This window comes from Actinoallomurus sp. NBC_01490, assembly GCF_036227085.1.
Classification (GTDB): domain Bacteria; phylum Actinomycetota; class Actinomycetes; order Streptosporangiales; family Streptosporangiaceae; genus Actinoallomurus; species Actinoallomurus oryzae.
Genome location: NZ_CP109433.1, coordinates 9,267,941 through 9,282,300 on the forward strand (window position 1 = coordinate 9,267,941; position 14,360 = coordinate 9,282,300).

1 protein-coding gene is annotated in these 14,360 nt (G+C 66.4%); it reads left to right on the forward strand.

Annotated elements, in window-relative coordinates:
* Window positions 1–341: 341 nt before the first annotated feature.
* Window positions 342–14,354, forward strand: a complete 14,013-nt coding sequence (locus tag OG417_RS42785; RefSeq protein ID WP_329241729.1) for an SDR family NAD(P)-dependent oxidoreductase — start codon at window positions 342–344, stop codon at window positions 14,352–14,354.
* The last annotated feature ends 6 nt before the right edge of the window (window positions 14,355–14,360 follow it).

Consider the following 14,360-nt stretch of genomic DNA (forward strand, 5'->3'; position numbering starts at 1 on the left):
CCTCGGACGTCCATTTCCGGACCTCGCCGTGACGGCGCGACGCATAGGAGGGGCTCCGAACACGGCAATCTGGGCGAAGACAATCCGACCGGTCTCGCCGCACCCTCAACACAGTCGGCACGATTGGCGAGAACGCCGGCCTTTGCCGCCAATCGCAGTCCTGCTGCGTGACCGTATGCACAGGTCGGCGACTACGGGGGGACTGGGCCAGCGGCGGTGGCGAGGCCCGGCGAGCGAGGGGCGGAGATCGATGAATTTGCCGTGAGAAACCCAACACCGTTCGATTTTCCGCCGACATTCCAATCCGCACTTCGGAAATAGCCGTTTGGGGTTCGTCGTCAATGGAATCGACCTCTGCCACACACAATGGAATCGCCATTATCGGTCTGGCCTGCCGCTTTCCTCGTTCCGCCGACGCGAGCGCCTTCTGGCGATTGCTCCGCGATGGCGTGAACGCGGTCGGCGGGACACCGGCGGATCGATGGGGTGCGGCACCCGCGCCCGGCGGCCCGGGTACGGCAGGGGCCCTTCCCGGTGTGGAGCACGGGGCGTTCCTGGACCACATCGACCGGTTCGACGCCGAGTTCTTCGACATCTCACCGCGTGAGGCCGCGGCGATGGACCCGCAGCAGCGGCTCATGCTCGAGCTTTCCTGGGAGGCTCTGGAGAACGCCGGAGTCGTCCCGGCGTCACTCGCCGACACCCGGGTCGGCGTCTTCGCGGGTGCCATCTGGGACGACTACGCGACACTCGCCCGTCGGCGCGGCGCCGACGCGGTCACCCGGCACAGCATGACGGGCCTGCACCGGAGCATGATCGCCAACCGTGTGTCCTACACGCTCGGCTTCACCGGCCCCAGCCTCACGGTCGACACCGGCCAGTCGTCGTCCCTGACGGCGGTACACCTGGCCTGCGAGAGTCTTGCCCGCGGCGAGTCCACGATGGCCCTGGCGGGCGGAGTGAACCTCATCGCCGATCCGGCCGGCACCGTCGCCGCGTCCCGTTTCGGAGGGCTGTCGCCGGACGGCCGTTGCTTCGTCCTCGACGCCCGCGCCAACGGTTTCGTACGCGGTGAGGGCGGCGGGCTGGTGCTGCTCAAGCCGCTGGATCGAGCGATCGCCGACGGTGACCACGTCCATGGGGTCATCCGCGGCACAGCGATCAACAACGACGGTGCCACCGACGGGCTCACCGTCCCGAGCGCCGAGGCGCAGACGAAGGTCATCGAGCGGGCGTGGCGGCAAGCGGGGATCGGCCCGGCGGACGTTCAGTACGTCGAGCTGCACGGCACCGGCACCAGGATCGGTGACCCCATCGAGGCCGCCGCACTCGGTGCGGCGCTGCGGCGGGACGACGGGGCGGCCGGCCCGCTACGCGTGGGATCGGTCAAGACCAACATCGGGCACCTCGAGGCGGCGGCCGGCATCGCCGGCCTGCTCAAGGTGATACTGGCGCTGAGGCACCGTGCCCTGCCGGCCAGTCTCAACTTCGAGACACCGCACCCCGACATCCCGCTGGATCGTCTCGGGCTGCGCGTGCAGACCGCCCTCACTCCCTGGCCCGACCCCGACCGCCCCCTGGTCGCGGGGGTCAGCTCCTTCGGCATGGGCGGAGCGAACTGTCATGTCGTCGTAACGGAAGCCCTCGCCGCTCTCGCGGAGGCGTCCGACACCCGCGCGGAACCGCCCGCCGTCCCCACAGAGGCGTCCGACACCCCCGCGGAACCGCCCGCCGTCCCCACAGAGGCGTCCGACACCCCCGCGGAACCGCCCGCCGTTCCCACCTCCGGCATGGTGGCGGCCTCTCATCGCGGCGTCTCAGCCGAACCGGCAGACGGGACTCCGGCCGCGCCGCGGTCACCCGTACCGCCACCGCTCGTGCTGCCCCTGTCGGCGCGCAGCCGGTCCGCTCTTCGCGCCCAGGCCCAGCGGCTGATGGAACACCTGCGGTCCGCGCCGAGCCTGGACGCACGGGACGTGGGGCCGGCGCTGGCGACGACGCGCTCGTTGTTCGAACATCGGGCCGTCATCACGGGCGAGCGACGCGAGGAGCTCCTCGACGGGCTGGCCGCTCTCGCCCGGGGGCGGGGCCGTACGAACGTCACCTCGGGAGTGGCCGGAACAGCGGGAGCGACAGCCTTCCTGTTCAGCGGCCAGGGCAGTCAACGGCCCGGCATGGGCGCCGGGCTTTACGAGGCGTTCCCCGTGTTCGCCGACGCTCTCGACGAGACGCTCGGCCACCTCGACCTCCGTTTCGACCGGCCGCTTCGCCCGGTGATGTTCGCCCCGGCGGGAAGCACCGATGCCGCGCTCCTCGACCAGACCTCCTACACGCAGGCCACGCTCTTCGCGCTGGAAGTGGCCGTGTACCGGCTGCTCGAATCCTGCGGCGCCGTCCCCGACTACCTCATCGGACATTCCATCGGCGGTATCGCCGCCGCGCATGTGGCCGGCGTCCTGTCACTGACCGACGCCTGCACGCTGGTGGCCGCCCGAGGCCAGTTGATGCAGGCGCTGCCCACCACCGGATCGATGGCCTCGCTCGACGCGACCGAGGACGAGGTGAGAGCCCTACCGGCCTGCGTCGAAGGCCGAATCGAACTCGCCGCGGTGAACAGTCCCAAGGCGGTGGTGATCTCCGGAGACCACCAAGCGGTCCTCGGGATCGTCCAGGCGTGGAGAGAACGCGGGCGCAAGGCGAAGCGGCTGCGGGTCAGCCATGCGTTCCACTCCGCGCACATGGAACCCATGCTCGAGGAGTTCCGGCAGGCGATGAGCGGGCTGACGTTCCAGGCTCCGCGGATCCCGATCGTCTCTGACACGACAGGGCGGCTCGCCACCGCCGAGCAGCTCCGCGACCCCGCCTACTGGAGCGACCACGCTCGGCGACCAGTGCTGTTCATGAAGGGCGTGCGCTGCCTGGAGGAGCAGGGCGTCACCGACTTCGTCGAGGTCGGTCCCGACGCGGTGCTCACGAGCCTCGCCGCCACGAGCCTTACCGGCGACAGGAAGGCGACCGGCAAGACACGGATCGCGACGGTCCCCACGCTACGCCGGAACCGACCTGAGGTGCGCACGGTCACCGCTGCGTTGGCGGAGTCGCACGTCCATGGCGGTCGGGTGAGATGGGAGGCGCTCTGGGGAGGGAACACCGACCGGCTCGAACGGCGACACACCGTGTCCCTGGACTTGCCCACGTATGCCTTCCAGCGGAAACGCCACTGGATCCGGGCCGCGGACCTCGCGAGTACGGTGCCCGGGTCGCGGTTCGCCGACGATGGCGCGGCTTCATCGGCAGCGGGCGAATCCTCGCTGGACGCGGACGAGCCATCGGCGGTCACGAGCGAGTCGCCTTCGGTGTCAGAGATCCCGCAGACCGATCTGCTCGCCGGAATGGACAGCGGCGAGCAGGAACACATGCTGCTGGAAACGGTCCGTTCGAACGCCGCCCTCGTCCTCGGTCACGCCGGGTCGGACGGCCTGGACCCGGCCCGTACCTTCAAGCAGCTCGGCTTCGACTCGCTGGCGGCCGTCGAACTCCGCGACCGGCTCGCTGAGGCGACAGGCATGACCTTGCCGTCCTCCCTGGTGTTCGACCATCCCACCCCGCAAAGCCTCGCCACGTACCTCCGCCAACGGCTCACCGGCCGCCCTGCCGTCACTTCCGCGACGACCCCGGTCGCCACCACGGAACCGATCGCGATCGTGGCGATGGGCTGCCGTTTCCCGGGTGGGGTGGCCTCGCCGGAGGAGTTGTGGGAGCTGGTCGACCAGGGTGTCGATGCGATCACGCCGTTTCCGGATAACCGGGGCTGGGACCTGGAGCAACTGTACGACCCGGACCCCGACGCTCCGGGTAAGTCCTATGCGCGGGAGGGCGGGTTCCTTCACGACGCCGATCAGTTCGATGCGGCGTTCTTCGGGATCTCTCCGCGTGAGGCCACCGCGATGGACCCCCAGCAGCGGCTTCTCTTGGAGGTCGCCTGGGAGACCATCGAGAACGCGGGCATCGACCCCACTACGCTCCACACCAGTCAGACCGGCGTGTTCACCGGCGCCATGCCCTCGGACTACGGACCGCGTCAGCATGAGGCGGACGAACGATTCGCCGGCTACACGCTGACGGGAGCGACGGGCAGCGTCGTCTCGGGCCGCATCTCCTACGCCCTCGGTCTGCAGGGGCCTGCGCTGACGGTCGATACGGCGTGTTCGTCATCGCTGGTCGCACTCCACCTGGCGGCGCATTCCCTGCGTACGGGCGAATGCGACCTCGCCCTCGCCGGCGGGGTCACTGTGATGTCCACACCGGGCATGTTCGTGGAGTTCAGTCGGCAGCGGGGGTTGGCTGCCGATGGGCGGTGTAAGTCGTTTTCGGCATCGGCCGATGGAACCGGGTGGTCCGAGGGTGCCGGGCTTGTCCTCTTGGAGCGTCTGTCGGACGCACGAAAGAACAATCGTCGGATCCTCGCGGTGATCAAAGGCTCGGCGGTCAACCAGGACGGCGCCAGCAACGGACTCACCGCACCGAACGGGCCCTCCCAAGAGCGCGTGATCCGCCAGGCCCTCACCAACGCCGGTGTAACGCCCGACCAGGTCGACGTGGTCGAAGCCCACGGCACCGGTACGGCGTTGGGCGACCCGATCGAAGCCAACGCCCTGCTCGCCACCTACGGATGTGAACGCTCGGCCGACCAGCCGCTGTATCTGGGATCGCTGAAATCCAACATCGGCCACGCTCAAGCCGCCGCTGGAGTGGCCGGTGTTATCAAAATGGTCCAAGCCATCCAGCACGGCCGCCTACCGAAGACCCTTCACGTCGACGAACTCAACCCCGAGGTGGACTGGTCAACCGCCACCCTCGCCGTCCTTACCGAGGCCCGCGCCTGGCCCGAGGCGAACCGTCCCCGCCGCGCCGCGGTGTCCTCCTTCGGCGTCAGTGGCACCAACGCCCACCTCATCCTCGAACAACCCCCCACACCCGAACCCGCAGCCTTGCGGGTCCACGAACCGCCGTCTGGTGTCGTGGCGTGGCCCTTGTCCGCCAAAACCCCCGAAGCCCTACGCGAGTACGCCCGCCGCCTCGCCGACCACCTGGACCACCACCCCGACCTGAACCCGACCGACATCACCCACGCCCTCACCACCCGCACCGTGTTCGACCAGCGTGCGGTCATCACCGGAACCACCCTCACCGACCTGACCACCGCCCTACACGCCCTCGCCACCGGCCAAGACCACCCCAACCTCACCACCCCACCGGCGACACCGATCAACGGCAAGATCGTGTTCGTCTTCCCCGGCCAAGGCACCCAATGGCCCGCCATGGCCCACCACCTCCTCACCACCAGCCCCGTCTTCGCCGACCACATCCACCAAGCCCACCAAGCCCTCGCCCCTCACACCGACTGGTCGCTACTCGATCTGCTCCACCAGACCAGTCGGGCTGCGGATCTCAACCGCACCGACGTCGTCCAACCGGCCTTGTTCGCCGTCATGACCGCTCTTGCCCGCCTGTGGCAACACCACGGCATCCACCCCGACGCCGTCATCGGCCACTCCCAAGGCGAAATCACCGCCGCACACATCGCCGGCGCCCTGACCCTCAACGACGCCGCCAAAATCATCGCCCTACGCTCACAAGCCCTCACCACCATCGCCGGCACCGGCGCCATGGCCCACATCCCGCTGTCTCATCACGAGATCAGCCTCGACGCCGACGTTCACATCGCCGCCATCAACGGACCGGCCTCCACCACCATCTCCGGCACACCACAGGCCATCCACGCTCTCATCGACCACTACAAAACCCTGGGCGTCGATGCGCGTCTGATCCCGGTCGACTACGCCTCCCACTCACCCCACATCGACCCACTCCAAACCCACATCACCGAACAACTCACCGACATCACCCACCACCGGGCGAGCGTGCCGTTCCACTCCACCGTCACCACCGACCAAATCGACACCACCACCCTCACCGCCGACTACTGGCACACCAACCTCCGACACACCGTCCAACTCCAACCCACCATCGAAAAACTCTCCACCACCGGACACACCACCTACATCGAAATCAGCCCACACCCCACCCTCACCCCCGCCATCCAACAAACCATCGACCAACAAGAAACCCCCGCACACATCATCCCCACCATCACCAAAAAACACGGCACCCTCACCGAATTCCTCAACAACACAGCACAACTCCACACCCACCACCACACCGTCAACTACACACCACCAACAAAACGAACAGTCACAACGTCCGCGCCCACCTACCCCTTCCAGCACAAGACCTACTGGCTCACCACCAAAAACGCAAACAACAAACCCGAAGATCTGGGGCAACAAGCTACTGACCACCCGCTTCTCGCCGCGTGTATCCAAACACCGAGCACCGACGGCTACCTGTTCACCGGCAGGATCTCCACACGGATCCATCCCTGGCTCAACGATCATGCGATCAACGACACCGTCCTGCTTCCCGGCACCGCCTTCGTCGATCTGGCCATACACGCCGGCACCCGCGCTGGAACCCCTTCCATCGAGGAACTCACCCTCGAAAACCCCCTCATCATCTCGGACGAGCAGCCGACCGATCTGCAGATCACGCTCGAGCCTCCCAACCAGGGCCGCCGGACCATCACCATCCACTCGCGTCCAGCCGACGCCGAACCCGACACCTCCTGGACCCGCAACGCCACCGGCACCCTCACCACCACCAACCACACACCACCGACCAACAACGCCCCCATATTCCCCCCCGAAAACAGCACCCCCATCGACCTCACCGACTTCTACACACACCTGGCCGAACGCGGATACCACTACGGCCCCACCTTCCAAGGCCTCACCCACGCCTGGCGACACGACAACGGCGACCTCTACGCCCAAACAACCCTCCCCGAAACCACCCACACCAACGGATACACCATCCACCCCGCCCTCCTCGACACCACAATCCACCCACTCCTCCCCACCAACGACCAGCCAACTCAACTACCCTTCACCTGGCAAAACGTCACCATCAACAACACCAACACCAACACACTCCGAGTTCACCTTCATCAGGTCGGACCGAGCCAAGCCGAGATCAGGGCATATGACTATTCCGGCACTCCTGTAGCGACCGTTTCTACGCTCACACTACGTCCAATTTCTGCGCATAGCCTTGGAACTAGAGACGCCATAATCCGCCGTTCCATGTTCCAATTGAAGTGGGAAGCCGAATTCATTAGGAGTTCGGCCAACTTCCTACTACCTCCCTATGCACTGATCAGCGACGAAGAAGCCGCGCTAGAAATCACGTCGACCGATACGGGCTGGGAGCATCACACTGATTTGGCGACGTTGATTCGGAGAATGGATGCGGGGAATCCTGCCCCCGAGTTGGTGTTGTGGAAGTGTCCTGCAGGGTCGTCATCTGAGGTTCTTCGGGTAACGCATAACCTCACCGACAATGTCCTCGGCCTGTTGCGGAGCTGGATGTCGGAAGAGCGATTCGAATCGTCTCGGCTGGTAATCCTCACCCGCCAAGCAGTAGCCACCGGCCCGAGCGACCCCGTAGAAGACCTGGCTCAGGCCGCGGTGTGGGGGCTAGTCCGCTCCGCTCAAACCGAACACCCGGATCGCGTCACCCTCATCGACTTCGACGGCTCCACCACCGGGCTTGCGGCAGCCATCGCCAGCGGCGAGCCCCAGATCGCCATCCGCGACAACCGCACCCTCACCCCACGACTCGTCCGCGCCACCCCCGCCAACGATGACCCGACCGGGCTCAACCCCGAAGGCACAACTCTCATCACCGGCGGAACCGGAGCACTCGGCACCACCGTCGCCCGCCACCTCGTCACCCAACACAACGCCCGCCACCTCCTGCTGGCCAGCCGCTCCGGACCGAACGCACCCGGTGCCACCGAACTCCACCACGAACTCACCGAACACGGCGCCCACGTCACCATCACCACCTGCGACACCTCCACCCCTGAGGCCCTCGCCGAACTACTGGCCACCATCCCCCACCGACACCCGCTGACGGCCATCGTCCACGCCGCAGGCACGCTGCAGGACGCCACCATCACCCAACTCACCAGCGAGCAACTCGAAGGCGTCCTCACGCCCAAGGTTGACGCGGCCTGGCACCTGCACCGGCTCACCCAGGACAGCAACCTCAGTCATTTCATTCTGTTCTCGTCGGTCGCCGGCACTCTCGGATTCCCCGGCCAAGCCAACTACGCCGCCGCCAACACCTTCCTCGACGCCCTCGCCCACCACCGCCACGCGAACGGACTCCCCGCCACCAGCCTCGCCTGGGGACTCTGGCAACAAACCACCGGAATGACCGCCCACCTCACCACCACCGACCACCAACGCATCACCACCAACGGCATCACCCCACTCAGCACGGACCAAGCACTCCAACTCCTCGACGCCACGCTCGGCGAGCACAACCCCACGGTCATCCCCGCCAACATCAACGTCAGAAGGCTGGACACGGGGATCGACCCGCACCCGTTGTTCCGCGAACTCGCCCCCGCCGCTGTTGCGCGCTCCAGCGGCGCTGCTCCCGACCTCCGTCCCCAGCTGGCGAACCTGCCCGGTCCCGAGTTGGAAAAACGGCTGCTCGACATCGTGCGTACGAGCGCCGCGAACGTTCTGGGCCATACGAACGCGGACACGATCGTCGACACCCAGACCTTCAAAGAGCTGGGCTTCGACTCCCTAACCGCCATCCAGATCCGCAACCGCCTCGCCACAGCCACCGGACTACGCCTACCCGCCACCCTCATCTTCGACCACCCCACACCACAGGCTCTGGCGACCCACCTACACCACCAACTCACCGGCGAAAACACCACCACCACAACCACCACCCACAAAACCACCACCGAACCCATCGCGATCGTGGCGATGGGCTGCCGCTACCCCGGAGGAGTCACCTCACCGGAGGAGTTGTGGGAGCTGGTCGACCAGGGCGTCGATGCGATCACACCGTTCCCCGACAACCGCGGCTGGAACCTAGAAGAACTGTACGACCCCGACCCCGACGCTCCAGGTAAGTCCTATGCCAGGGAAGGCGGGTTCCTCCACGACGCCGACCAATTCGACGCGGCCTTCTTCGGCATCTCCCCACGCGAAGCCACCGCAATGGACCCCCAACAACGACTCCTCCTCGAAGTCGCCTGGGAAACCATCGAAAACGCCGGCATCAACCCCACCACCCTCACCAACACCCAAACCGGCGTCTACACCGGCGTCATGTACAACGACTACGCCACACACCTCCACCAAACCCCCCACGACCTCGAAGGCCACCTCGGCAACGGCACCGCCGCAAGCATCGCCTCCGGACGCATCTCCTACACACTCGGACTCCAAGGCCCAGCCGTCACCATCGACACCGCATGCTCGTCATCACTCGTCGCCCTCCACCTCGCCGCACAGGCACTCCGCAACGGCGAATGCGACCTCGCCCTCGCCGGCGGCGTCACCATCATGTCCACGCCGGGCATGTTCGTGGAGTTCAGTCGGCAGCGGGGGTTGGCGGCCGATGGGCGATGTAAGTCGTTCGCCGCCTCGGCCGATGGATTCGCCGGGTCAGAAGGAATCGGCCTGGCATTGCTGGAGCGTCTGTCGGACGCTCGGAAGAACAACCGGCGGATCCTCGCCGTCATCAAAGGCTCGGCGGTCAACCAGGACGGCGCCAGCAACGGACTCACCGCACCAAATGGGCCCTCCCAAGAGCGCGTCATCCGCCAAGCCCTCACCAACGCCGGAGTCACCCCCGACCAGGTCGACGTGGTCGAAGCCCACGGCACCGGCACCTCCCTGGGCGACCCGATCGAAGCCAACGCCCTCCTCGCCACCTACGGGCAAAACCGCACCGAACAGCCTCTCTACCTCGGCTCCATCAAATCCAACATCGGCCACACCCAAGCCGCCGCCGGAGTGGCCGGCGTCATCAAAATGGTCCAAGCCATCCAGCACGGCCACCTACCGAAGACCCTTCACGTCGACGAACTCAACCCCGAGGTGGACTGGTCAACCGCCACCCTCGCCGTCCTTACCGAGGCCCGCGCCTGGCCCGAGGCGAACCGTCCCCGCCGCGCCGCAGTGTCCTCCTTCGGCGTCAGTGGCACCAACGCCCACCTCATCCTCGAACAACCCCCCACACCCGAACCCGCAGCCTTGCGGGTCCACGAACCGGCGCCTGGTGTCGTGGCGTGGCCCTTGTCCGCCAAAACCCCCGAAGCCCTACGCGAGTACGCCCGCCGCCTGGCCGACCACCTGAACCACCACCCCGACCTGAACCCGGCCGACATCACCCACACCCTCACCACCCGCACCGTGTTCGACCAGCGTGCGGTCATCACCGGAACCACCCTCACCGACCTGACCACCGCCCTCCACGCCCTCGCCACCGGGCGTGACCACCCCAACCTCACCACCCCACCGGCGACACCGATCAACGGCAAGATCGTGTTCGTCTTCCCCGGCCAAGGCACCCAATGGCCCGCCATGGCCCACCACCTCCTCACCACCAGCCCCGTCTTCGCCGAACACATCGACCAAGCCCACCAAGCCCTCGCCCCTCACACCGACTGGTCGCTACTCGATCTGCTCCACCAGACCAGTCGGGCTGCGGACCTCAACCGCACCGACGTCGTCCAACCCGCCCTGTTCGCCGTCATGACCGCCCTCGCCCGCCTATGGCAACACCACGGCATCCACCCCGACGCCGTCATCGGCCACTCCCAAGGCGAAATCACCGCCGCACACATCGCCGGCGCCCTCACCCTCAACGACGCCGCCAAAATCATCGCCCTACGCTCACAAGCCCTCACCACCATCGCCGGCACCGGCGCCATGGCCCACATCCCCCTGTCTCATCACGAGATCAGCCTCGACGCCGACGTTCACATCGCCGCCATCAACGGACCGGCCTCCACCACCATCTCCGGCACACCACAGGCCATCCACGCTCTCATCGACCACTACAAAACCCTGGGCGTCGATGCGCGTCTGATCCCGGTCGACTACGCCTCCCACTCACCCCACATCGACCCACTCCACACCCACATCACCGAACAACTCACCGACATCACCCACCACCGGGCGAGCATCCCGTTCCACTCCACCGTCACCACCACCCAAACCGACACCACCACCCTCACCGCCGACTACTGGCACACCAACCTCCGCCACACCGTCCAACTCCAACCCACCATCGAAAAACTCTCCACCACCGGACACACCACCTACATCGAAATCAGCCCACACCCCACCCTCACCCCCGCCATCCAACAAACCATCGACCAACAAGAAACCCCCGCACACATCATCCCCACCATCACCAAAAAACACGGCACCCTCACCGAATTCCTCAACAACACAGCACAACTCCACACCCACCACCACACCGTCAACTACACACCACCAACAAACCCGACATCAACAATCTCGCTCCCCACCTACCCCTTCCAACACGCCACTTACTGGCTCCAACAACCTGTCACCGCCAACAACAAACCCGAAAACCTGGGTCTCAAAGCGGCACAACACCCGCTTCTCCTCGCCACCACAACGATCCCCAATACCGGGACCTACCTGTTCACTGGACAGGTATCAACGCGCACTCACCGCTGGCTCACCGATCACGCGATCAACGACACCATCGTGCTTCCCGGCACCGCGGTCATCGATCTGGCCCTACATGCCGGCACCCGCGCTGGAACCCCTTCCATCGAGGAGCTCACCTTCCAAGCTCCCATCGTCGTCCCCGAGCACGAGCCGATCGACCTCCATGTCACCGTCGAACCCCCCGACGACAACGGCCGGCGAACCATCACCATCCACACCCGCCCGGTCGGAGACGGCGATAGCCCCTGGATCCAGCACGCCACCGGCACCCTCGCCGAAGACTCCCCGGCGGCACCGGTAGAACCGCTTCAATGGCCACCCGTCAACACGGTCGCGATCAGCGCAGCGGAGATCTATCAGCGGCTTGATGAGTACGGCTACCGCTACGGCCCCAGCTTTCGATGTCTGTCCCGAGCCTGGCGGCGCGAGGACGGAGATCTCTACGCCGAACTCGTTCTCCCCGAGACAACCGACACGGCGGGCCATGCCATTCACCCGGCCCTTCTCGACGCGGCACTCCATCCAGTGGCATTCGCGGCGCTTCCGGATGGCGGCAGGTCCACCGAGATGTTCATGCCGTTCTCGTTCAACGGCATCTCGCTCATGGCCACCGGCGCGACCAGCCTTCGCGTGCATATTCACGGTACGGGAGAGCACCAGTTCTCGATCTCGGCTTTCGATGCCACCGGAGGCCCGGTGGCGACCGTGAAATCGCTCGTCCTCCGTCCTTCGAAGCCGCCGCAGGCAGCCGCCCACACGTCGTACGTCCCCCTGTTCGAGTTGCGGTGGACGGCGCCCGAGTCATCCGTCCCTCCGCCTCTTCCGGTGCGGGACACCTCGACGTGGGTCTCGCTCGGCGAACAACTACCCGACCCGACCGGCCGGCTGCATCTCCGGCAGGTCCCCGATCTGTCTGCGCTTCGAGAGACGATCGGCTCCGCGGAGGCCGTACCTCAGGTCGTGCTCGTGTCGGCCATGCCCTCGTCCGGTGCGACGGACACCCCGGCGAACGTCCACGCCATCACCCGTCACCTGCTCGGTCTCCTGCAGGACTGGCTGTCTGATGATCGTTTCGCCGCCTGTCGCCTCATCGTCGTCACGCGCGGTGCGGTCGCCTCTCACCGACGCGAGGCGATCGAGGACCTGGCGCAGGCCGCGGTGTGGGGCCTGGCCCGTACCGCCCAGACCGAACACCCAGGCCGGATCACGGTCATCGACCTGGACCAGACGCCCAGGTCAGCAGCGGCCATACCGGCTGCCATCGCCACCGGCGAACCTCAGAGCGTCATTCGCAATGGCCGGATACTGGTGCCGCGCCTGACCCGCGACAGCACCACCGGCCATGACCACGCCCGGTTGGACCCCGACGGAACGGTACTGATCACCGGCGGGACCGGAACGCTCGGCGCCACGATCGCCCGCCACCTCACCGCCTCCCACGGTGCCCGTCACCTCCTGCTGACCAGCCGCTCTGGGCCCGATGCCCCCGGCGCCTCCGAACTCCACGGCGAACTCACCGGGCTCGGCGCGAACGTCACCATCGCCGCCTGCGACGCCTCCGACCCGGAGGCCCTGACCGAACTCCTGGCCACCGTGCCCGACCGGCATCCCCTCACCGCCGTGATCCACGCCGCCGGTGTGCTCGACATCGCGCCGGTGACCGAACTCCGGCCGGATCAGCTGACGTCCGTTCTTCTCCCCAAGACCGACGCGGCCTGGCATCTGCACCGCCTCACCGCGGGAATGGATCTGTCGGCGTTCGTCCTGTTCTCCTCGCTCGCCGGCACGCTCGGCATCGCAGGTCAAGCGAACTATGCCGCCGCGAACACGTTCCTGGACGCCCTGGCCCATCACCGTCGCGTATGCGGACTGCCGGCGACCAGTCTCGTCTGGGGGCTGTGGGAAGAAGCCAGCGGAATGAGCGACCAGATCGCCGAGAAGGCCCTGGCGCGCATGTCCCGGATGGGGCTGCCGCCGCTGACCACGACGGAGGGGCTGGCCCTGTTCGACGCCGCGCTGGCGGCAGGTCGGCCCGTCATCGTTCCCGCCCGCATCGATACCACAGCGTTGCGCGCGCAGGTCGAGGCGGGAACGCTCTCCCCGATCCTGCGCGGCCTGTCCGGAACATCGCGTCGACGCTCAGCGACGAACGATCCCGGCGTGCCGGCCGTCGAGCCGAGCGCCGCTCTCGTGGAGCGGCTCCTCCAGCAGGCCGAGTCCGAACGGCGGGACACGCTTCTGCGGCTGATCCGTACCAACACGGCCATGGTCCTCGGTCATTCTGACGAGGGACAGATCGAAGTCGAACATGCCTTCAAGGATCTCGGCATCGATTCACTCACCGCGGTACAGCTACGCAACCGGCTCAATTCCGCCACCGGCCTGGCCCTGCCGACGACCGTCGTCTTCGATCACCCGACTCCGGCCGCGCTCACCGAACACCTAACGGAAGAGCTGCTATCGAGCGCCGGAAACGACGCCAGGGCCGGCCTGATCGGGAAGATCAGCGAACTCGAATCCGCCATCGACGCGAGCGGGCTGAGTGATGAACAGCACGCCACCATAACCACCCGGCTCGAAAATCTATTGCAGAAATGGCACAGCCAGTCTCAACGAGCCATCGATGCCGATGCGACGGACGACCTCGATTCGGCGACGGATGAAGAGCTCTTCGAAGCGTTGGACAACGAACTACAGAGTTTCGAACTGGACTAGCAAGCG